21 protein-coding genes are annotated in these 20,440 nt (G+C 74.4%); 6 read left to right on the top strand and 15 right to left on the bottom strand.

From position 1 onward, the window contains the following. Positions 1–90: 90 nt before the first annotated feature. The 3 genes from lepA to DLJ47_RS10145 form a co-directional block, all read right to left on the bottom strand. Complete coding sequence (gene lepA, locus DLJ47_RS10155; protein ID WP_109899795.1) at positions 91–1,968, bottom strand: translation elongation factor 4; 1,878 nt, start codon at positions 1,966–1,968, stop codon at positions 91–93. Positions 1,969–2,123: 155 nt separating this feature from the next. Beyond that, complete coding sequence (locus DLJ47_RS10150) at positions 2,124–2,660, bottom strand: DUF4240 domain-containing protein (RefSeq protein ID WP_088992411.1); 537 nt, start codon at positions 2,658–2,660, stop codon at positions 2,124–2,126. Further along, positions 2,657–3,271 (bottom strand): DUF4240 domain-containing protein, encoded by a 615-nt coding sequence (locus DLJ47_RS10145; protein WP_158289804.1) that lies wholly within the window; start codon positions 3,269–3,271, stop codon positions 2,657–2,659. Before DLJ47_RS10145 ends, DLJ47_RS10150 begins: the two co-directional genes overlap by 4 nt. 45 nt (positions 3,272–3,316) lie before the next feature. On the opposite strand from DLJ47_RS10145, the gene DLJ47_RS10140 reads away from it, so the two are divergent. Beyond that, entirely contained in the window at positions 3,317–4,303 is a 987-nt protein-coding gene (locus DLJ47_RS10140) for a phosphotransferase family protein (RefSeq protein WP_109899793.1), read from the top strand. Between the two features lie 259 nt (positions 4,304–4,562). Then, entirely contained in the window at positions 4,563–4,829 is a 267-nt protein-coding gene (rpsT, locus tag DLJ47_RS10135) for a 30S ribosomal protein S20 (protein ID WP_088992408.1), read from the top strand. 163 nt (positions 4,830–4,992) lie between these two features. On the opposite strand, the gene DLJ47_RS10130 is transcribed toward rpsT, so the two are convergent. From DLJ47_RS10130 to DLJ47_RS10110, 5 genes are all read right to left on the bottom strand, one after another. Beyond that, positions 4,993–5,568 carry a hypothetical protein gene (locus DLJ47_RS10130; protein WP_233257756.1) on the bottom strand — a complete coding sequence of 192 codons (576 nt, stop codon included), beginning with the start codon at positions 5,566–5,568 and terminating at the stop codon, positions 4,993–4,995. Then, complete coding sequence (gene holA / locus DLJ47_RS10125; RefSeq protein ID WP_109899792.1) at positions 5,565–6,542, bottom strand: DNA polymerase III subunit delta; 978 nt, start codon at positions 6,540–6,542, stop codon at positions 5,565–5,567. The genes DLJ47_RS10130 and holA overlap by 4 nt, the downstream gene beginning before the upstream one ends. 124 nt (positions 6,543–6,666) lie before the next feature. Beyond that, the gene (locus DLJ47_RS10120; protein WP_446723548.1) at positions 6,667–9,138 is read right to left on the bottom strand and encodes a ComEC/Rec2 family competence protein; all 2,472 of its coding nucleotides are present in this window, start codon (positions 9,136–9,138) and stop codon (positions 6,667–6,669) included. Then, a complete protein-coding gene (locus DLJ47_RS10115; protein ID WP_109899791.1) occupies positions 9,135–10,121 on the bottom strand; it encodes a ComEA family DNA-binding protein in 987 nt (328 codons plus the stop codon). The genes DLJ47_RS10120 and DLJ47_RS10115 overlap by 4 nt, the downstream gene beginning before the upstream one ends. 131 nt (positions 10,122–10,252) lie before the next feature. Then, positions 10,253–10,438, bottom strand: coding sequence for a hypothetical protein (locus DLJ47_RS10110; protein ID WP_109899790.1), 186 nt, complete (start codon positions 10,436–10,438; stop codon positions 10,253–10,255). Between the two features lie 448 nt (positions 10,439–10,886). On the opposite strand from DLJ47_RS10110, the gene DLJ47_RS10105 reads away from it, so the two are divergent. Beyond that, positions 10,887–11,111: a GntR family transcriptional regulator gene (locus tag DLJ47_RS10105; RefSeq protein WP_109899789.1), complete on the top strand. Its 225-nt coding sequence runs from the start codon at positions 10,887–10,889 to the stop codon at positions 11,109–11,111. Between the two features lie 7 nt (positions 11,112–11,118). On the opposite strand, the gene DLJ47_RS10100 is transcribed toward DLJ47_RS10105, so the two are convergent. The 5 genes from DLJ47_RS10100 to nadD form a co-directional block, all read right to left on the bottom strand. Further along, positions 11,119–11,886, bottom strand: coding sequence for an SDR family NAD(P)-dependent oxidoreductase (locus tag DLJ47_RS10100; RefSeq protein ID WP_109899788.1), 768 nt, complete (start codon positions 11,884–11,886; stop codon positions 11,119–11,121). Positions 11,887–12,129: 243 nt separating this feature from the next. Then, complete coding sequence (locus DLJ47_RS10095) at positions 12,130–12,993, bottom strand: DegV family protein (RefSeq protein WP_109899787.1); 864 nt, start codon at positions 12,991–12,993, stop codon at positions 12,130–12,132. Positions 12,994–13,042: 49 nt separating this feature from the next. Next, positions 13,043–13,672: a histidine phosphatase family protein gene (locus DLJ47_RS10090; protein ID WP_109899786.1), complete on the bottom strand. Its 630-nt coding sequence runs from the start codon at positions 13,670–13,672 to the stop codon at positions 13,043–13,045. Further along, positions 13,669–14,073: a ribosome silencing factor gene (rsfS, locus tag DLJ47_RS10085; protein WP_109899785.1), complete on the bottom strand. Its 405-nt coding sequence runs from the start codon at positions 14,071–14,073 to the stop codon at positions 13,669–13,671. The genes DLJ47_RS10090 and rsfS overlap by 4 nt, the downstream gene beginning before the upstream one ends. A gap of 110 nt (positions 14,074–14,183) precedes the next feature. Then, a complete protein-coding gene (gene nadD, locus DLJ47_RS10080; protein ID WP_109899784.1) occupies positions 14,184–14,780 on the bottom strand; it encodes a nicotinate-nucleotide adenylyltransferase in 597 nt (198 codons plus the stop codon). Positions 14,781–14,879: 99 nt separating this feature from the next. Here nadD and DLJ47_RS10075 point away from each other — a divergent pair, with 99 nt between their 5' ends. Both DLJ47_RS10075 and DLJ47_RS10070 read left to right on the top strand, forming a co-directional pair. Then, complete coding sequence (locus DLJ47_RS10075) at positions 14,880–15,527, top strand: PadR family transcriptional regulator (RefSeq protein WP_109899812.1); 648 nt, start codon at positions 14,880–14,882, stop codon at positions 15,525–15,527. Positions 15,528–15,678: 151 nt separating this feature from the next. Next, positions 15,679–16,884 carry an FAD-dependent monooxygenase gene (locus DLJ47_RS10070; protein WP_109899783.1) on the top strand — a complete coding sequence of 402 codons (1,206 nt, stop codon included), beginning with the start codon at positions 15,679–15,681 and terminating at the stop codon, positions 16,882–16,884. 87 nt (positions 16,885–16,971) lie between these two features. Here DLJ47_RS10070 and pepN read toward each other — a convergent pair whose 3' ends face one another. Beyond that, positions 16,972–19,488, bottom strand: a complete 2,517-nt coding sequence (pepN, locus tag DLJ47_RS10065) for an aminopeptidase N (protein ID WP_109899782.1) — start codon at positions 19,486–19,488, stop codon at positions 16,972–16,974. 69 nt (positions 19,489–19,557) lie between these two features. Between pepN and DLJ47_RS10060 the strand changes: the two genes are divergently transcribed. Next, a complete protein-coding gene (locus DLJ47_RS10060) occupies positions 19,558–19,776 on the top strand; it encodes a DUF397 domain-containing protein (protein ID WP_109899781.1) in 219 nt (72 codons plus the stop codon). Between the two features lie 13 nt (positions 19,777–19,789). Here the strand turns inward: DLJ47_RS10060 and DLJ47_RS10055 are convergent, their stop codons facing one another. Next, entirely contained in the window at positions 19,790–20,179 is a 390-nt protein-coding gene (locus DLJ47_RS10055) for a hypothetical protein (protein WP_109899780.1), read from the bottom strand. Positions 20,180–20,440: the final 261 nt, after the last annotated feature.

The raw sequence follows: 20,440 nt of genomic DNA, 5'->3' as shown, positions 1-20,440 counted from the left end.
GGCGCCCCGGATGGCGCCGGACCGTGGGGTCCGGGCCCGACCGGGGCGCCGGCCGTCGTACGTCTGCCGCCGGTCGGACCGGCGGCGGCCTCACTTCTTGCCGGGAGCCTTGCCGTCCCCGGAGTCGGAGGAGAGCGCGGCGATGAAGGCCTCCTGGGGGACCTCCACCCGGCCCACCATCTTCATCCGCTTCTTGCCCTCCTTCTGCTTCTCCAGCAGCTTGCGCTTACGGCTGATGTCACCGCCGTAGCACTTGGCGAGCACGTCCTTGCGGATCGCCCGGATGGTCTCCCGGGCGATGACCCGGCTGCCGATCGCCGCCTGGATCGGCACCTCGAACTGCTGGCGTGGGATCAGGTTGCGCAGCTTCGCCGCGATCGAGGTGCCGTAGTTGTACGCCTTGTCCTTGTGCACGATCGCGCTGAACGCGTCGACCGGCTCGCCGTGCAGCAGGATGTCCACCTTCACCAGGTCGGAGGACTGCTCGCCGGAGGGCTCGTAGTCCAGCGAGGCGTACCCCTTGGTGCGGCTCTTCAGCTGGTCGAAGAAGTCGAAGATGATCTCGGCCAGCGGCAGCGTGTAGCGCAGCTCCACCCGGTCGGCGGAGAGGTAGTCCATGCCGAGCAGGCTGCCCCGGCGGCCCTGGCAGAGCTCCATCACGGCGCCGACGTAGTCGTTCGGGGTGAGCACGGTGGCCCGCACCGTGGGCTCGTACACCTCGGCGATCTTGCCGGTCGGGTACTCGCTCGGGTTGGTGACCACGACCTCCTCGCCGTCCTCCTGGACGGCCCGGTAGACCACGTTCGGCGCGGTGGAGATCAGGTCGAGGTTGAACTCGCGCTCCAGCCGCTCCCGGATGATCTCCAGGTGCAGCAGGCCGAGGAAGCCGCAGCGGAAGCCGAAGCCGAGCGCCCCGGAGGTCTCCGGCTCGTAGGTGAGCGCGGCGTCGTTCAGCTTGAGCTTGTCGAGCGCGTCCCGCAGGTTGGGGTAGTCGGAGCCGTCGATCGGGTAGAGGCCGGAGTAGACCATCGGCTTCGGGTCCTTGTAGCCGCCGAGCGCCTCGGTGGCCGGCCGGGAGTTGATGGTGACGGTGTCACCGACCCGGGACTGGCGGACGTCCTTCACCCCGGTGATCAGGTAGCCCACCTCGCCGACGCCGAGCGCGTCGGCCTTCTGCATCTCTGGTGAGATGACCCCGATCTCCAGCAGCTCGTGCGCCGCGCCGGTGGACATCATCTTGATCCGGTCCCGGGCGTTGATGTGCCCGTCGATCACCCGGACGTAGGTGACCACGCCCCGGTACACGTCGTACACCGAGTCGAAGATCATCGCGCGGGCCGGGGCGTCGGCGTCGCCGACCGGCGGCTGGAACTGCCGGACGATCTCGTCGAGCAGGTGCGGCACGCCCTCGCCGGTCTTGCCGGAGACCTTGATGCAGTCGGCCGGGTCGCCACCGATCAGGTGGGCCAGCTCCTCGGCGTACTTCTCCGGCTGGGCGGCCGGCAGGTCGATCTTGTTGAGCACCGGGATGATGTGCAGGTCGTTCTCGAGCGCCAGGTAGAGGTTGGCCAGCGTCTGCGCCTCGATGCCCTGCGCGGCGTCGACCAGCAGGATGGCGCCCTCGCAGGCGGCCAGCGAGCGGGACACCTCGTAGGTGAAGTCGACGTGGCCCGGGGTGTCGATCATGTTGAGCACAGCCTGCTCGCCGGCCCGCTCGCCGTCCCGGATGGTCCACGGCATCCGGACGGCCTGGCTCTTGATGGTGATGCCGCGCTCGCGCTCGATGTCCATCCGGTCGAGGTACTGGGCACGCATCTGCCGGGGGTCGACCACGCCGGTGAGCTGCAACATCCGGTCGGCCAGGGTCGACTTCCCGTGGTCGATGTGGGCGATGATGCAGAAGTTCCTGATGCGCGCCGGGTCGGTGGCACCAGGAGCGTTCGCGCCGGAATCGAGCGTCGGAGGCACAGCTGTCCGTTCTGGTCGGCTGACGTTGAGCAGGCCGGCGCGACGCCGGCCCCCTCTATGCTCCCACGTCGCCGACGCGCTCCCGCTGCGCGGGCGATCCCCGGCTCCGACCCCGTGCCGTCAGCCGACGAGCGGGAGGCGTCGGCGTACCCGCCTCACTCCGCGGGCGGCTCGACGAAGAGCGCGGCGAGCTTCGGCAGCCGGCGGCGGGCCTCCTCCTCGTCGTCGAAGTCCCAGAAGTCGTTGAGGTCCGGCACCGGGACCGGGTCGCGGTCGGCCGGCAGGTCGGTCGCGGTCGCCTTGCGGTACGCGTCCCAGGGCACCGAGAGCATCTCCTCGCACTCGAACTCCTCGCCGCTGAGCGAGGCGGCCCGCACCTGCGGCAGCTCGGCCAGCGAATCCGGCTCGGCCACCGCCCGGGCGAAGACCTCCCGGCCCTGGGTCATCAGCCAGCCCCGGAAGTACTCGAAGCCGTCGTCCGAGGCGCCCCCGTTGATCAGGTAGGCCGCACCCCAGAGGTCCACCCGGTAGGACGCGGCGAGCACCCGCTGCTGGTGCCGGGCGTAGCCGACGATGTCGGCCGGCTCGCGCTCGGCGAGCAGCGCCACCGCCCGCGCGGCCACCGCGCCCGGCTCGCCGCCGCCGCCGGCCCGGGCCCGGTCGATCAACTGCCAGAAGTCGTCGGTCCTCATGGCCTGGCAGTCTCCCAGACCGACCACGGCTGCCGGTCGGGCAGCGGAAAGAGCTCGGCGAGCCGGGGAAAGCGCCGGGCGAACTCCGCCCGATCCTCCAGCGCCCATTCCTCGTCCTGCGGGTCGGGCGACATGCTCACGTCCCGCCCGTGTGCCGCCAACGCCCGCTCCAGGCCGTCCTCGTCACCGGTGATCCGCTCGTACGCCCGCTCGGCGACGTAGTCGAGCGCCTCCCAGTCGGGCCACTCGTCCTCGGCCCAGTCCCGGTTCGACCGGCCGGCCAGCCGGCGGACCTGCGGCACGTCGGCGAGCGCGTCCGGATCGGCCGCCACCCGCTCGAACGTCTCCCGGCCCAGCCCCACCAGCCAGGCCTGGAAGTAGTGGAAGCCGTCGTCGGAGCAGAGCCCGCCGCAGACGCGCAGCGCGGCACCCCACAGCGACCAGGTGTCGACCCGGGCCCGGGCCTCGTCGAGCCGGAGCGCGAAGTCGACCACGTCGTCGGTGGGTCGCTCGGCCAGCCGGTCGGTGAGCCAGGCCAGCCGGGCGTCGGGGCCGTCGGTGGCGGCGGCGGACGCCTCGATCAGCGCCCAGAAGTCGTCGGTGGCGATCACCGGCGCAGTATCGCGGGGCGGTACGACAACCGGCAGCATGGAGGCGTGCCCCCGCCGTCGCTGCCCCCGGTGCCGTACGACGCGACGGCCCGGCGGCCGGAGTGGGCCGACCTGCCGGCCGGGCTGCGGGCGGCGCTGGCCGACCGGCTCGGTGCCCCGGTGGTCGCGGTCCGGGTCGCCGGCGCCGGCTTCACCAGCGGCTTCGCCGGGGTGCTCCGCACCGCCGACGGCGGCCGGGCGTTCGTCAAGGCCGCGCCCGCCGCCGGGCAACCGCACCTGGTCGACTGGTACGCCCGGGAGGCGGCGATCCTCGACCGGCTGCCCGCCGGCCTGCCGGCGCCCCGCCCGCGCTGGACGGTGCGCGCGGACGGCTGGTTCGCGGTCGGCCAGGAGGCGATCGACGGCCGTACGCCCGGGCTGCCCTGGCGACCGGCCGAGCTGGCCGCCACCCTGGCCGGGTACGCCCAGCTCGCCGCCGCGCTGGCCGACCCGCCGGCCGAGCTGGTCGCCCTCGGGCTGCCCCAACTCGCCGACCTGGCCCGGGAGGACATCCTCTGGTGGGGCGAGGTGGCCGCCGGCCGCGAGCCATCGCCGTCGCTGCCCGGCCCGGTCCGGGACCGGCTGCCCGAGCTGGTGACCCTGGAGTCCCGCCTGCCCGGCTACGCCGCCGGCGCGCCCGGGTTGATCCACGGCGATGTGCGGCTGGACAACGTGCTCGTCGACCCCGCCGGCCGGGCCTGGTTCTGCGACTGGACCTGGCTCTGCCACGGGCCGGCCTGGTTCGACCTGGTCACCCTGCTGATCACCGGGTACGCCAGCGGGCTGGACGCGGACGCCCTCTTCGCCGGTCACCCGGCCGCCGCCGGCGCTCCGCCGGACGTGCTGGACGTCACCCTGGCCGCGCTGGCCGGCTACTTCCTCACCTCCGCGGCCGCGGCCCCGCCGACCGCCTCGGCCCACCTGCGGGCCCACCAGCGGTGGAGCGGAGAGCAGGCGCTCGACTGGCTCGCCCACCGCCAGGGCTGGACGTGACCCGACCGCCCACGCCCGTCCGCCACGGGCTGACGTTCGGCCCGTCCGCCACGGGCTGGCATTCGCCCGTCCGGCACGGCGATGGCGTGGGCATGATGGGTCGGTCGCTCGCCGCCCGGCCCCCCGTTCCGGGCACCGCGGACCCGGCCGTTTTGGCTCGTCCCGGGCGACCTGGTAACCTGGCTCTTCGCGCAGCGATGACGCATGCTCGTCGCGCGCACAAGCAGACCAACCCGAGCTATCAAGACGAGGCTGTCGCGTGGCGAACATCAAGTCCCAGATCAAGCGCAACCGGCAGAACGAGAAGCGCCGGCTGCGTAACAAGTCGGTCAAGTCGTCGCTGAAGACCGCCATCCGCAAGTTCCACGAGGCCGCCGAGGCCGGCGACGTGGAGAAGGCCACCGTCCTCATGCGCGACGCTGCTCGCAAGCTGGACAAGGCCGCCAGCAAGGGCGTGATCCACACCAACCAGGCCGCGAACCGCAAGTCCGCGATCGCCAAGCGCGTGGTGTCGCTCTCCGCCTGATCCGGCGGACCCAGACCTGACCGGAAGCCCCGGGCATCGCCCGGGGCTTCCGGCTGTCCGTTTCCGGCACCGGTCCGCACCGGCGATGACGTGCGCCTGCACCCGCCCCCGCGACCACGGACGCACCCAGACCCCGGCAGGTGCCGGCCGCGGCCACCGGCGTTCAGGTCAGCGGAGTCGGGCGGCCGGTGGACGAGCCGGGGCCGCTCTCGGGTGGGCTCGACGGCCGGTGCGCCGGGCCGGGACCGTCCGGCGGATCCGACCCGCCCGCCCCCGTCGCCGGGGCGACGCCGGTCGACCGGTCCGGGCTGCCCGACCCGTTTCGGGCGGGCTCGGCGGGCGGGGTGTGCAGCGGCTCGGACGTGATGACCACGCCCGGCACGCTGTGCGTGATCCACTCCACCTGGGCCCGGCCGACGACCGGCTCCATCTGCCGCCGGAACCGCTCCCGCTCCTGCTCGGGCACCGCCGCCGCGGACCGGACGACCAGCGCGGCCACCATGTCGTTGAGCTTCACCATCACCGCCACCGCGGCCGGCAGGACCAGCACCGCCCACCAGGTCACCAGCTCGGCGAGGGCGAGCAGCGCGGCGAGCGCGACAACGCCCTCGAAGAAGAGGAAGCAGAGCACTCCGCCGGGATTGACGAAGCGCAGGCCGAGGATCCGGGCGTAGAGCGGCCGATACCGCTCCTCGTCGGCCGGGATCGTCGCCCACGAGCCGTGGCTCGCTCCGCTCACCGGGCGCCACCCTGCCGGGCGGCCGCGACCGAGAAGACCGCCCGCTCCAGGGCATACGCCCGGTCGTCCGCGCCACCCTTGACGGCGGCGTTGCACTCGGCGGCGGCCTGCATGGCCTGCACCAGCCCCTCGGGCGTCCAACCGCGGGCCCGCTGCTGGGCGCCGCGGATCTTCCAGGCCGGCATGCCGAGGGTGCTCGCCAACTGGTACGGGTCACCCCGCCCGGCCGCCGCGACCCGGGCCACGGTACGCACGCCGTCGGCGATCGCGTCGGCGATCGGCACCGGGTCGACCCCCACGTGCAGCGCCCAGCGCAACGCCTCCAGCGCCCCCGGCAGGTCGCCCACCATCGCGGCGTCGGCCACGGTGAAGCCGGTCACCTCGACCCGGCCCCGGTAGTAGCGCGCCACGGTGTCGGCGCCGATCCGGCCGTCGGTGTCGGCCATCAGCTGGGAGCAGGCGGCGGCCAACTCGCGCAGGTCGTTGCCGACCGCCGCGATGAGCGCCTCGGCGGCGTCCTCGGTGCACTTGCCGCCGGCTCGGCGGATCTCGTCGCGGACGAAGGCCACCCGGTCCCGGTGGCCCTTGAGCTTGGCCGCCGGCACGACCGTGGCGCCGGCCGCCTTGAGCCCGTCGGCGAACGCCTTGCCCTTGGCGCCGCCAAGGTGCAGCACGACGAGCTGGACCTCCGGGTCGGGGTTCTTCGCGTACGCCAGCAGGGCGGTGACCAGGTCCTTGCGGGCGTCCTGACCGGACCGGAGGATCAGCACCCGCCGGCCGCCGAACAGGGACGGGCTGAGCATCTCGGCGATCTCGCCGACGGTCAGCGAGCCGGCCTGGTACTCCCGGACGTCCACGTCGGGGTCCACACTGCGGGCCCGGGCGATGGCTTCGGACACCGCCCGCGTGGCGAGCAGCTCTTCGTCGCCGAGGACGAGCAGAATGGGCGGGAGGCTGGCGGTCACGCCGCCCATATTCGCACGCCGCGCTGCCGGAACCAGCCTGGTCATCGGTACTCCGCTCGCGGAGCCCGCACTCAGCGCAAATCCAGACATCTACGTTGAATCAGGCCTTATCGCTGGAATCACCGTCGATCCGTCAGCGCTGCCGGCCCGGGTCGACGCCCCGACTCACTACCGCCAGGCCGGACCGCCCGACCACCGCCGCCACGTCGCCGTCGGTGTCGGTGCGCAGCACCCGCGCCCCGCCCCGGGCCAGCCGGGCCAACAGCGCCGGGTGCGGGTGCCCGTAGGTGTTGCCGGCACCGACCGGCACCAGGGCGACCGCCGGGCGGACCGCGTCGAGAAACGCCGGGTCCTGATAGGCCGAACCGTGGTGCGGCACCTTCAACACCTCCGCCCGCAGCTCACCCGCCGGTACGCCGGCCAGCAGCGCCTGCTGCTGCTCGGTCTCCGCGTCGCCGGTGAGCAGGATCCGCACCCCGGACACCACGGCACGCAGCACGATCGAGTTGTTGTTCGGGTCGGACCGGGTGCCGCGCAACGGGGCCGCCGAGCCGAGGGCGGCCAACTCGACCCCACCCGCCCGCCAGCGCCAGCCGGGCGGCGCGGTCAGCAGCTCGACGGCCCGCGCCGCCGCCTCGCCCCGGACCAGGTCGCGCCCGTGCTCCGGTTCCGGCCACGGTGGAGCGAGCACGGCGGTGACCCGGCGTCCCCGGAACACCCCGGCGACGCCACCGGCGTGGTCGACGTGGAAGTGGCTGATCACCAGCAGCGGCACCTCCCGTACGCCGAGCCGGCGCAGGCAGGCGTCCACCGCCGCCGGCTCCGGGCCGGCGTCGACCACCACGGCCCGCCCGGCGCTCACCGGCAGCACGATCGCGTCGCCCTGGCCGACGGCGCAGGCGGCCACCACCCAGCCCGCCGGCGGCCAGCCGTCGGCCACCAGCCGGACCGGCAGCGTGCCGAGCATCACGGCGACTGCCACCACCGCGACCAGGCGGCGTACCAGCGGCCGTCGGGTGGCCACCAGCAGCGCCCCGGTCAGGCCGGCCAGCAGCAGCGCTCCCGGTACGCCGCCCGGCCACGGCAGGGTGCCGGCGGGGAGTTGCGCCCCGTACCGGGCGACGGTGACCAGCCACCACGCCGGCCAGCTCGCCAGCCAGGCGGCGAACTCGGCCCCGGCCGGCCAGACCGGTGACACCGCCGCCGCGAGCACGCCGAGCACGGTGGCCGGCGCGATCGCCGGTACCGCCAGCAGGTTGGCCGGCACCGCGACCAGGCTGACCGTGCCGGAGATCCCGGCGACCACCGGAGCGCAGGCGAGCTGCGCGGCGGCCGGCACCGCCAGGGCCTCGGCCAGGCCGGCCGGCACGCCGCGGCGACGCAGCCCGTCCCGCCACCGTGGCGCGAGCAGCAACAGGCCACCGGTGGCCAGGACGGAGAGCGCGAAGCCGGGGTCGCCGGCCAGCTCCGGGTCGACCAGCACCAGCACCGCGACCGCCGCGGCCAGGGCCGGCAGCGCGGCTCGGGGCCGGCCGGTGGCCAGCGCGACCAGCCCGATCGCACCCATGGTGGCGGCCCGCACCACGCTCGGCGACGGGCGGACCAGGATGACGAAGCCCACCAGCGCCACGGCGCACAGCCCCGCCGCCAGCCACGGGCCGGCCCGCGCCCAGCGGGCCAGCAGCAGCACCGCGCCGACGACGATCGCCACGTTGGAACCGGAGACGGCATTCAGGTGGGTCATGCCGGTGGCCAGGAAGTCCTCCTCCACCGTGGCCGGCAACCGGCTGGTGTCCCCGACCACCAGGCCGGGAAGCAGTCCGCCCTGCTCGTCCGGCAGCGGCTCGCAGGCGCGTTGCAGGCCGGCCCGGAGCTGGCCGGCGGCCCGCTGGGACGTCGGCGCGGGCCCGTGCGGCTCGGGCGGACCGGTGGCGCGCAGCACGGCGGCGGTGAGGTCACCGCCACGTGGGGCGGCCAACCGCCCCTCGGCGGTCAACCGCTGCCCGGGCAGCAGTCCCCGCCAACCCGGGTCGGTGGCCAGCACGAGCACGCGCACCGGCGCGGCCACCCGCCGGCCGTCCGGGCCGGTGACGCCGACCAGCTCGGCCGCCACCAGCAGCATCGCCGGACGGCCGGTGGCACCACCGCGGACCGGCCGGGGATCGTCGCGCACGACCAGCTCGGCGGTGACGCTGGCCCGCTCGTCGACCAGGGCGCGGACCGGCCCGGCGTCCCGGACGGCCAGCCGGGCGGCGGTCGCGCTGGCGCCGCAGACCACCCCGATCAGCACCGCGACGGCGATCCAGCCGTACCGTCGCAGGCGCGCCGACGGTCGGCCGAGAAGGCCCAGCAGACGCAGCGCGCCGAGGACCGCCAGCGCGGCCGCCCCCGCCGCGAGCAGCAGCGTGCCGGCGGCGGTGAGGTGCAGCCCGGCCAGCGCGGCGAGCCAGGCCGCCACGGCCAGCCCGGCCAGCCGCAGGTCCGGCCCCGCTGCCCGGTCCCCGCCGGTCACCCCGTCCGGATCCGTCGCCCGGCTCAGCCGGGGTACGGCAGCCGGGGTGCCGGCTCGTCCGGTGGCGGCACCGGGCGGTTGGCGGCCGCTCACACCGTCACCAGGTCCTTGAGCTGCTCGTACCGGGCGTCGCCGATGCCGTCCACCTGGCGCAGGTCGCCGACGGACCGGAACCCGCCGTGCTGCTCGCGGTGGTCGAGGATGCGTTGGGCGAGCACCGGCCCGACCCCGGGCAGCGAGTCGAGCTGTGCCAGCGTCGCGGTGTTCAGGTTGACCCGACCGCCGGGTGCCGCGCCGGGCTCCCCCGCGCCCGGCGCCGCAGGTGCGCCGGCCAGGTTCGGCGGCGCCGGTACGCCGACCAGGATCAGCTCGCCGTCGGTGACCTTGCGGGCCGGGTTGAGCAGGGCCACGTCCACGCCGGGCAACGCCCCACCGGCCGCCTCGACGGCGTCGGCGACCCGGGCACCGGCCGGCACCCGGACCAGCCCCGGTCGGCGTACCTTGCCGGCCACGGCCACCACCAGCTCGCCGGCCGGCGACGCCACCGGATCGGCGAACGACGAGCTGAGCGGCCCGGCCGACACCGCGGTGGCCAGCGGGGCGACCGGCTCGGCGCGAGGGCGGGACCGCCAGGCCCAGAATCCGGCACCGAGCACCACCAGCACGGCGACCACAGCCAGCGCCCGCACGCCCCGCCGCCCCGGGTCGAAGACCCCCGGCCCGGGCAGGCGGGACGTCGGCGCATCCTCCCCCGCGCCGCCCACCAGCACCGGCTCGGGATCGGGCACCGACGAGGCTGAGCGCGACGGCAGCGCGGCCCGGATCGGCACGTGGCCGAGCCCGGACAGCGGACCGTCGTCGACAGCGGGAGGACGTCCGCCCGCCCGATCCGGTCCCACTCCCGGCGACGCGCCGGCGAACGGCCACGGCGCGGCGAGGGTGTGCGACCGGCCGGGCGGGTCGGCCGCGACCCCGGCCGCGGCCCGCCCGGCAGGGGCCGCAGCCGTCTCGGCAGCCGTGGCGGGCAGCAGGCGCCGAAGGCGCTGCCGCACCACCGCCTCCTCGTCATTCGACACGGCGCGAGGCTAGGTCGTCTCCGGCGCCCCGGCCGCTACCGTGGGTCCGGCTGTGGACAGGAACGTCTCCTGTGGACAGGCGCCTGATCATGCGGAGGTGTGCTAGCGGGCAGTCGCTCGGTGGCGGCGAGTCATCCAAGCAGCTGGTTGCGTACATCGGCCAGGACGGTCTGGGCCCATTCGAGCTGTGGGCACCCGTCCTCGGTGCACTGCCAGCAGCCCCCGGGTTGCCAGGGATTCGGCGATCGGGTCCAGTGCATGTCCATTGTCCGGTTGGCGGCCCAGATCAGCTCGGCCAGCGTCACCGGCTCATCCATCGGCACGGTCTCGCCCCAATCGCTGGAACCGATCGAAGGCGGTCGAGTAGTAGATGCCCGGGGTTCGTTCGTTCCGGGAGGATCGCGTGACCGAGATCGGATGCAGATTCGGGCAGGACGAGAAGTACGGCCATCCGCACGAACACCTGGGTTCGCTCCAGGGTCTCCAGAATCTCCGCTTCGGCAGATGTCGCCGATGGTTGCTCATCGTCGGGCCTTCCGCGAAATCGGCAGTTGGCCCGCTGTGGAGCGGCGACGGGACACCGCTCCACAGCGGATGACGGAACACGCGGATTGCTGAAGCCCAGGTGTCCGTTCACTGTCTCACTGTAGTCACTGTCTCAGTGTAGTCAACTCTTCACCGTGTTCACTTGCTCGGCCTGCTGGCTTGTCCGCTCACGCCCGGACCTGGAAGCATGATCTCCGCTGAAGTCCAGGAGAGCCGAGCATGCCAACCAGACCACCGCACTATCGGCGGGTAGCCGACGACATCGAGCAGAAGATCCGGTCTGGCGAGTACTCGCCGGGCCAGCAACTGCCGTCGGTGACAGAGATCGGCGAGCTCTACAACGTCGCACGCTCCACCGCCTACCGGGCGGTCAAGGAACTCCACGCCCGAAACCTCATCTACGGCCAGCAGGGACAGGGCGTGTTCGTCGCCGAGACCGAATGAGCAGGGTTCACCGCGCCTCGGGGTCGAGGCCGAGCACCGAGCGGCCGCCGTCGACCGGCAGGGTCACCCCGTTGACGAAGCCCGCCGCCGGCGACAGCAGGTAGGCGACCGCTTCCGCCACCTCCTCGACCCGGCCGATCCGCCCCACCGGGTGCAGCCGGGCCAGCTCCGCGTCGATCCACTCCGCCTCGGCCGGTTCCCGCTCGGCGAGGAACGCGGCGTGCCGCTCGGTGGCGATCGAGCCGAGCGCCACCGCGTTGGTCCGGATTCCACGCGGGCCGTACTCGACGGCCAGCGCCCGGGTCAGCCCCTCGACCGCCGCCTTCGCGGTCGCGTACGGCAGGCAACCGCGCACCGGCCGGCGGGCCTGGTGGGACGAGACGTTGACGATGGCGCCGGCGGTGCCGGCGGCGAGGTACCGGCGGACCGCCGTGGTCGCGCCGACCACCGTTGGCCGCAGGTTGAGCCCGATCAGGTCGAGGACCTCGGCCGCGGGCGTGGAATGCACCGAGGCGTCCCGGAACACCGCCGCGTTGTTCACCCACCCGGTCAGCGGCCCGGCGCGTTCGGCCAGGTCGGCGGCGCGCGTGACGACCTCCTCGTCACCGGCGTCCCCCACCACCGCGACCAGCCGGTCCGGGGTCGCCACCTGGCGCAACCAGTCGAGCGCGTCCCGGTCGTACTCGATCACCACCACCGTGTCACCGGAGGCCGCGAGCCGTTCCGCCACGGCCCGGCCCACGCCCCGACCGCCGCCGGTCACCACGATGGACATCGCCGCTCCTCTCCCCGCCATCACCCCGGGCCAGCACACCCACCGGCGGTCGGCACTCCTGACCAGCGTGCCCGGCGGCGCCGCTGCCCCATCCATGAGGGCAGCTCGACAGGGCGTTCACACCGACCTGCCCGGCCACCCACCCAGGCGCGCACACAGCCACGCCAGACCAACCCTGCCAGCTCGACCGGACCGGCACCGTCCGAACAGGTCACCCGGGCGGGACCGGCGCGGACCGGCTGGTCAGCCGCCGTTGGAGGTCGGCCGGCGATGCACCACCACGCACGCCAGGCCCGGGCCGGCGTGCGCGGCCACCACCGCGCCGGCCTCCGAGACGTACGCGTCGTGCAGCCGGTCGCCGAGCCGCTCGCGCAACGCCGTCAGCAGCGCCTCGGCCCGCTGCGGGGCGGCGAGGTGGTGCACGGCGAGGTCCACCTCGGCGTCACCGGCCGCCTCGACGGCCAGGTCGACCAGGCGGGCCACGCCCCGGCTCGCGGTGCGCACCTTGTCCTTGAGCACGATCGCGCCGTCCGGCATGTGCATGATCGGCTTGACCGACAGCGCGGTGCCGAAGAGCGCCTCGGCGGCGCCGATCCGGCCGCCCCGGCGGAGGAACTCCAGCGTGTCGACGTAGAACCAGATGGTGGTACGGGCGACGGTGGCCAGCGCGGCGTCGCGTACCGCCGCCAGGTCGGCGCCCCGGTCGGCGGCCGCGGCGGCCGCGACGACCGGAAAACCCAGGCCCATGCCGCAGGAGCGGCTGTCCACCACGGCGACCCGGTCGCCGAACTCGGCGGCGGCCAGCCGGGCCGCCTCGACGGTGCCGGAGAGTTCGGCGGAGATGTGCACCGAGACGATGCCGTCCGCGCCGTCGTCCAGCAGCCGGCGGTACGTCCGCGCGAACTGCTCCGGGGCGGGCCGGGAGGTGCTCACCGAGACCCGCCGGCCGCCCAGGGCCCGGGTCGCGTCGGCCGGGAACGTCTCGACGCCCTCCAGCCCTTCGGCGCCGTTGAGCACGACGGTGAGCGGCACCACGGTCAGCCGGTGGGCGGCGAGCAGTTCGGGGGGCAGGTAGGCGGTGGAGTCGGTGACGACCGCGACGGGCATGCCCGGCACGCTAGCCGATGCCGCCCCGCTACGCCGAGGGCCGTGCGGCTCAGACCGACTCGGCCGGGGCCGCCGCGCTGATCAGCCCGACGTTGTGGGCGCGCAGGTGCCAGCCCCGCACCTCGTCGTGGCGCAGCTCGGTCCAGTGGCAGTTCTGCAGCGACCCGATGGTGCGCAGCACCTGGTGGTCCCAGCCGAGCAGCTGGCCGCAGCCCTGCCGGGCCCCGCCGCCGTGGGTGGCGACCACGACGGTCCCGCCGGCCACCGCGTCGGCGGCGTCCTGCAGGGCCGCGCCGACCCGCTTGCCGAGGTCGTCGAGGGTCTCGATGCCGGCACCCGGATCGGGGTCGCCGGCCCGCCAGCGGGCGTACTCGCTCGGGTAGCGACGGGCCGCTTCGGCCAGTTCGAGGCCCTGCCACTGCCCGAAGTGCCGCTCGCGCAGCCGGGCGTCGGTGCGTACCGGCAGCCCGGTGACCGCGGCCAGCGCGGCGGCGGTGTCCGCGGCGCGGCGCAGGTCGCTGGAGACGATGGCGTCCGGGCGCAGCCCGGCGAGCAGCGGGGCGGCGGCCCGGGCCTGCTCGCGGCCGAGGTCGTTGAGGGGTACGTCGGTCTGCCCCTGGACCCGGCCGGCGGCGTTCCAGTCGGTGTTGCCGTGCCGCCAGATGATCAGGCGGGTCATTCCGCGGCGGCGCTGCCGGACTCGGCGTCGACCAGGTCCCGGTCGACGAACGGGATGGTCGGGCAGTCCTTCCAGAGCCGGTCGAGGGCGTAGAACTCACGCTCCTCGGTGTGCTGGACGTGCACCACGATGTCGACGTAGTCGAGCAGCACCCAGCGACCGCCGCGCTCGCCCTCGCGGCGCACCGGCTTGGCCTTCTCGGGCAGCTGGAGCAGTCGCTCCTCGATGGCGTCGACGATGGCCAGCACCTGGCGCTCGTTGGGCGCCGCGGCGAGCAGGAACGCGTCGGTGATGGCGAGCTGGTCGCCCACGTCGATGATGACGATGTCCTGCGCCTTCTTGTCGGCGGCGGCCTGTGCGGCGGCGATCGCCAGCTCGTGAGCGCGTTCGGAAACTGTCACCGTTCTCCTTCGATCAACCGTGCGATCCTCCAAGCGTCTCACACGCGACCGAATCACGACTTGTCAGTTCTGGTCGATTACCCGCCTGATCTGGTCGGTACCGGGCGAAATCACTGCTGATAGAGGCGCCGTTTGGCGATGTACTGCACCACACCGTCCGGTACCAGGTACCAGACCGGCTCGCCGCGGGCGACCCGCGCCCGGCAGTCGGTCGACGAGATGGCCATCGCGGGCACCTGGATCAGGCTGACCGTGTCGGCCGGCAGGTGCTCGTCGGAGAGTTCGAAGCCGGGCCGGGTCACCCCGATGAAGTGGGCCAGCTCGAAGATCTCGTCGAGATCCTTCCAGCTGAGGATCTTCGCCAGCGCGTCGGCGCCGGTGATGAAGTAGAGCTGCACCTTCGGGCCGTACTCGGCGTGCAGGTCGCGCAGCGTGTCGACGGTGTAGGTGGGGCCACCGCGGTCGATGTCGACCCGGCTGACCTGGAAGCGGGGGTTGGAGGCGGTGGCGATCACCGTCATCAGGTAGCGGTCCTCGGCCGGGCTGACCGGCTCGTCCGCCTTCTGCCAGGGCTGGCCGGTGGGTACGAAGACCACCTCGTCCAGCCCGAACCGGTCGGCCACCTCGCTGGCCGCCACGAGGTGCCCGTGGTGGATGGGGTCGAAGGTGCCACCCATGATCCCGATCCGACGGATGTCTTCCTCCACCCCGTGATCCTATGCCGGCCGAGGGGTCGCGCCGCCGACCCGGCCACGCTTATACTCGTCTGCGAGTAATCGTGGACGAGCAAGGGCGAGGAGGTGGCCGTGCCCAAGCGACGCAAGGTCGGCAACCTGCTGGCGTTGGCCGTGCTCTCCGCCCTCGTCCAGCGACCCATGCACCCGTACGAGATCGCCACCGCGCTGCGGGCCTGGGGCAAGGACCAGGACATGGAGATCAAGTGGGGGTCGTTCTACACGGTCATCCGCAACCTCGACCGGCACGGGCTCATCGCCGAGGTGGAGAGCGTGCGGGCCGGCCGGCGCCCCGAGCGCACGGTCTACCGGATCACCGACGCCGGCCGGGCCGAGCTGGTCGACTGGGCGCGGGAGCTGGTCTCCACGCCGGAGCCGGAGCAGTCCCGGTTCCGCGCCGGCCTCTCCGTGCTCGCCGCGCTGCACCCCGACGAGGCGACGGCGCTGCTGCGGCGGCGGCTGGAACTGCTCGACGAGCTGATCCGGGCCAACCGCGCCGCGCTCGCGGAGCACCTGCGGCAGGTGCCCCGACTGTTCCTGGTCGAGTCCGAGTACGACCTGGCGGTCCAGGAGGCGGAGGCGGCCTGGGTCCGCGACCTGCTGGCCGCCTTCGCCTCGGGTGACTTCCCGGGGCTCGACCAGTGGCGGGCCTTCCACGAGACCGGTGAGCTGCCGGCCGAGCTGACCGACGTCGCGGAGAGGAGCCGCCGCACCGAGTGACCGGCGGCCCCGGCGCGGTGCGCCAACACCGCACCGGGGCCCTTACCTCGAACCACACCTGGGAAGGTGCCCGGCCCGAAGCGGCAACCAGAGGATAACCGGGCTCCCACCCAGGCGGTTTCGCACGCCATCGAACCCCTGGAGAGGACCCATGACCCGAGTGAGGACAGCCCTCGTCATCGGCGGCGGCATCGCCGGCCCGGTGACCGCGCTGGCGCTGCGCCGCGCCGGCATCGCCGCCACCGTCCACGAGGCGTACCCGAGCACCGCCGACGGCATCGGCGGCACCCTGGCGCTCGCCCCGAACGGTGTCGCCGCCCTGCGTACCGTCGACGCGGCCGACGCGGTGACCGCCATCGCCACGCCGATCCACCGGACGGTGATGGCCGTCGGCCGCAAGCGCATCGACCTGCCCGGCCTGGCCGACGTACCGCCGCTGCGGGTGGTGCACCGCAACGAACTGCACCGGGTGCTGCACGAGCGGGCCCGCGCCGAGGGCGTACCGATCGAGCACGGAAAGCGCCTGGTCGAGGCCCGGGAGACCGCTGCCGGGGTCACCGCGACCTTCGACGACGGCAGCACCGCCACCGCCGACGTGCTGGTCGGCGCCGACGGCGTCCGGTCGACCGTGCGCACCCTCATCGACCCGGCGGCGCCCGGCCCGCGGTTCACCGGGCTGCTCGGCTTCGAGGCGGTCGCCCGGCACGAGGTGGACGTCGAACCCGGCACGATGACCTTCACCTTCGGCCGGCGCGGCTACTACCTTTACTGGCCGGAACCGGGCGGCGGCACCCGGTGGGGGGTCAACCTGCCGGGGCAGCGGCCGATGAGCCTGGTCGAGGCGCGCGCGGTCGCACCGCAGGAGTGGCTGCGCACGCTGCGGGCCGCGTACGCCGACGACGACCCGGGCCGCGACCTGCTGCGCACCAGCGACCCGGCCGGCCTGCAGGTGGTGGGCGCGCTGCACATCATGCCGCCGGTGCCGCACTGGCACCGGGGCCGGATGGTGCTGGTCGGCGACTCGGCGCACGCGCCCTCGAACAGTTCGGGGCAGGGTGCGTCGCTGGCCATCGAGAGCGCCGTGCAACTCGCCCGCTGCCTGCGCGACCTGCCCGACGTCGGGTCGGCGTTCGCCACCTTCGAGCGGCTGCGACGGGCCCGGGTGGAACGGATCGCCGCCCGGGCGGCCCGGATCAACCAGGCCAAGGCGCCGGGACCGGTGGCCCGCGCGCTGATGCCGCTGCTGATGCCGTTGCTGGTGAAGACCGCGATGAACCCGGAGAAGACGGTCGGCCCCGAACAGCGCTACGTCATCGACTGGGACGCCCCGGTGGCGCCGGAGCCGGCGCGGCGCTGACCGGCCACCGTGGGTGGCACACCGACCGGCGTGCCACCCACGCGGCTCCCGCCGCACCTCAGCCCTGCCCTGGAACGATGCCCCGGGTCAGGCGCTGGCGGCGGCGACGGCGGTGCGGGCGATCAGGGCCCGGCGCAGGTCGTCGTCGGCGTCGGTGACCACCCGGCGCAGGCCCGGGGTGAGGTCGTCGCGGGCCAGCAGCGCCGCGGCCGCCTCCCGGGTCGGCTGCGCCACGGCGTAGCGGGGGAAGGCCAGGCCGGCCACCCGGTCCGCCGTCCAGGGCGTACGCAGCCGCGCCGCGGCCGGCATGTCGGCGAAGTACCGCTCGACGTACCCGGCCGTCAACTCGGCCTGCTCGGGCTGCCAGAAGCCCTCCGCGGTCGCCTCGACCAGCCGGTTCGACAGCTCGGCGTTGGACACCACGATCTCCCACGCGGCCCGCTTCGCCGCCGGGTCGGGCAGCGCACCCCGGCACCGGGCGGCCCGCTCGGCGCCGGCGGCGCTCGGGTCGGTGGCCGCCTCGGCGGCGATCTCCGGCTCGCCGGCCGCGCCGAGCACCACCAGCCGGTAGAGCACCGCCCAGCGCAGTTCCGCGTCGACGGCCAGCCCGGCCGGTACGTCGCGGCCGGCCAGCCAGCCGGTGAGCAGGTCGGCGTCGGTGGTGGCGGCGATCCAGGCGCGGGCCGCGGCCAGCTGCAACGACTGCCCGGCGGGGGCACCGTCGAGCAGTTGCCGGCAGGCGCCGGCGACCCGGGCCAGCGCGGCCGTGCGGGCCGCCGGCTCCAGGTAGCGGTCGATCAGCGAGCGGCTCAGCGTGAGCACGTCCTCGGCGACGATCACCTCGGTCTCGGCGGGCAGCGCGGCGGCGATCAGCTCGACCAGCCCGGCGACCGGCCGCTCCCCGTCGATCGCGGCGTCCAGCGCCTCGCGCCAGAGCAGCGCCCGGGCCAGCGGGTCGGCCAGGCCGGGCAGCACCAGCGGCACGGCGTCGGCCGAGGCCGGATCGAGGCGGACCTTCGCGAAGGTCAGGTCGCCGTCGTTGGGCAGCAGCAGCCGCGCCGCCGGCTGGCCGGTCAGCTCGGCGAGCACCGTCCGGCCGCCGTCGGCGTCCGGGTCGAGATCCACCTCGGCACGGTCGACCGTGCCGTCGGCGGAGTAGCGGCCCACGCCGATCCGGTGCGGGCGCAGCACCGGGTGCGTCTGCGGGGCGGTCTGCACCACGGCCACCTCGCGGTAGCGGCCGTCGGCGTCCACGGCGACCTCGGCGCGCAGCGTGTTGACCTGGGCCCGGCGCAGCCAGCGTTCGGCCCAGTCGGCGAGGTCGCGCCCGCTCGCGGCGGAGAGGCTGCCGAGCAGGTCGGCCAGGGTGGCGTTGCCGAACCGGTGCTTCGCGAAGTGCGCGTTCAGGCCGGCGAGGAAGGCGTCGTCACCGAGCCAGGCCACCAGTTGCCGCAGCACGCTGGCGCCCTTGGCGTACGAGATGCCGTCGAAGTTGAGCAGCCCCTGCGCCGCGTCGGTCACCTCCTCCGGCGCCACCGGGTGGGTGGAGGGGCGCTGGTCGGCGGCGTAGCCCCAGGCCTTGCGGCGCATCGCGAAGGTGGTCCACGCCTGGTCGAAGCGGGTCGCCTCGGCGGTGACCCGGGTGCCCAGGTACTCCGCGAAGGACTCGTTCAGCCACAGGTCGTCCCACCAGCGCATGGTGACCAGGTCGCCGAACCACATGTGCGCCATCTCGTGCGCGATGGTGGTGGCGCGCAGCTCGCGCTGGCTGTCGGTGACCGCGGACCGGAAGACGTAGTCGTCGCGGAAGGTGACCAGGCCCGGGTTCTCCATCGCGCCGGCGTTGAACTCCGGCACGAACGCCTGGTCGTACTTGCCGAACGGGTAGCGCTCGTCGAAGAGCTGGTGGAACCGGTCCAGGCACTGCTTGGTGACGGTGAAGATCTCGTCCGCGTCGGCGTCCAGGTGCGCGGCGAGCGAGCGGCGGCAGTAGAGGCCGAGCGGGATGCCGTCGTGCTCGTCGCGGCGCACGTGCCACGGCCCGGCGACGAGCGAGACGAAGTACGTGGCCAGCGGGGCGGTCGGGGCGAACTCCCAGCGGCCGGGACGCGGGGTGGCGGCGAGCGCGCCGTTGGCCGCGACCGTCCAGTGCTCCGGGGCGGTCACCGCGAGGGTGACCGGGGCCTTCAGGTCGGGCTGGTCGAAGGCGGCGAAGATGCGCTGCACGTCGTCCAGGAAGGACATCGCGTAGAGGTAGGTCTCGCCGTCGGCCGGGTCGACGAACCGGTGGATCCCCTCGCCGGTGTTGGTGTAGGCCATCTCGGCCTCCACGGTCAGCGTGTTGGCCTCGGCCAGCCCGGTCAGCGGCAGCCGGTTGTCGTCCAGCGTGGCCGGGTCCAGGTCCCGGTCGTTGAGGCGTACCGCCAGCAGTTTCGCGGGCTTGACCTCGGCGAACGTGGCGGCGCCGGTGGTCACCCGGAAGCGGATGGTGACGTGTGAGCGGAACCGCTCCGCACCGCCGGTGAAGTCGAGGTCCACCTGGTAGGACTCGACGGTGATCGCCGCGCCACGCGCGGTCGCCTTTACACGGGTCAGGCTGGGCATCCGCTTATCCTGCCGGATGGGGAACCGCACGTGTCTCCCCCGTGACCCGTGGCACTGGAGGACTGAACCATGGCTTCGCACCCCAAGGGTGACTTCGACCTGTCCCGGGCGGTCTGGCAGCGGGCCGAGGGCGACACCTCCGACAGCGCCGTCGAGGTCGCCTTCGTCGACGACCTGATCGGCATGCGCAACTCGGCCGAGCCGGACGGACCGGTGCTGGTCTTCACCCAGGCCGAGTGGGACGCGTTCGTGGCCGGCGCCCAGGACGGCGAGTTCGACCTGGACTGACCGGACCGGGGGCTCACCCGTCGCCCCAGCCGAGCCCGCCCGGGCCCGGCGCGTGGTGGAAGCCGGGATGCCCGGCCACGTCGGCGCAGCGCTCGCCGTCCGGGCCGACCGCCCCGCAGAACAGCCGCTCGGCGCGGTGCCAGGCGTCGGCAGGCGACAGCGCGGCCGCGCCGAGCGCCAGCTCGGGCCGGAGCAGGCTCAACGCCTCGGCGTAGCCGACCGCCAGCTCGGATGCCTCGGCCGGGCCGGCTGCCGTGAAGCCGAGGTGCACGGTGTAGAACCGGACCGGCCGGGCGGCCCGCCGGGGCGGCGCGAGCAGCGCGGCCGCACCGGCGTCCGGTCCCCCGTCGAGCCGCTCGACCGTACGCCGCTGCCGCCAGTACGGCGACGTGTTGTCCCGCATGGGCCCTCCCCGTGGTCGACGATCCGCGCCGGCCCACCCGGCGCGGTGTCGCCGGGCGTGCCGGCCGGCCGCCCGTACCGGTGGCCCGCCGGTCTCCCGGCGACGTGCCGCGCTGCCGGACGGCCCGCGCCGCGGCGGCCCGGCGCCGCTGAACTGAGCCAACCAGATCCGGGCGCTCCTGGGAGGGGCCAGCCGCCCGGCGATTGGCTGGCCCCTCCCCCGCGTCGCCGCGTCGCCGGCCCGGCCGGCCCCGCCGTCCAC

It is taken from the genome of Micromonospora sp. S4605, from assembly GCF_003176715.1.
Taxonomy (GTDB): Bacteria; Actinomycetota; Actinomycetes; order Mycobacteriales; family Micromonosporaceae; genus Micromonospora; species Micromonospora echinaurantiaca.
Note: the sequence above shows the minus strand (reverse complement) of the source record. Positions and strands in the feature narration are given on the sequence as shown.

What these genes read in the sequence shown, in the direction of transcription:
- DLJ47_RS10150 (WP_088992411.1), bottom strand. Translation starts at nt 2,660, where the DNA reads ATGAGGACCGACGACTTCTGGCAGTTGATCGACCGGGCCCGGGCCGGC.
- holA (WP_109899792.1), bottom strand. Translation starts at nt 6,542, where the DNA reads ATGGGCGGCGTGACCGCCAGCCTCCCGCCCATTCTGCTCGTCCTCGGC.
- DLJ47_RS10110 (WP_109899790.1), bottom strand. Translation starts at nt 10,438, where the DNA reads ATGGATGAGCCGGTGACGCTGGCCGAGCTGATCTGGGCCGCCAACCGG.
- DLJ47_RS10105 (WP_109899789.1), top strand. Translation starts at nt 10,887, where the DNA reads ATGCCAACCAGACCACCGCACTATCGGCGGGTAGCCGACGACATCGAG.
- DLJ47_RS10100 (WP_109899788.1), bottom strand. Translation starts at nt 11,886, where the DNA reads ATGTCCATCGTGGTGACCGGCGGCGGTCGGGGCGTGGGCCGGGCCGTG.
- DLJ47_RS10095 (WP_109899787.1), bottom strand. Translation starts at nt 12,993, where the DNA reads ATGCCCGTCGCGGTCGTCACCGACTCCACCGCCTACCTGCCCCCCGAA.
- DLJ47_RS10090 (WP_109899786.1), bottom strand. Translation starts at nt 13,672, where the DNA reads ATGACCCGCCTGATCATCTGGCGGCACGGCAACACCGACTGGAACGCC.
- DLJ47_RS10070 (WP_109899783.1), top strand. Translation starts at nt 15,679, where the DNA reads ATGACCCGAGTGAGGACAGCCCTCGTCATCGGCGGCGGCATCGCCGGC.
- pepN (WP_109899782.1), bottom strand. Translation starts at nt 19,488, where the DNA reads ATGCCCAGCCTGACCCGTGTAAAGGCGACCGCGCGTGGCGCGGCGATC.
- DLJ47_RS10060 (WP_109899781.1), top strand. Translation starts at nt 19,558, where the DNA reads ATGGCTTCGCACCCCAAGGGTGACTTCGACCTGTCCCGGGCGGTCTGG.
- DLJ47_RS10055 (WP_109899780.1), bottom strand. Translation starts at nt 20,179, where the DNA reads ATGCGGGACAACACGTCGCCGTACTGGCGGCAGCGGCGTACGGTCGAG.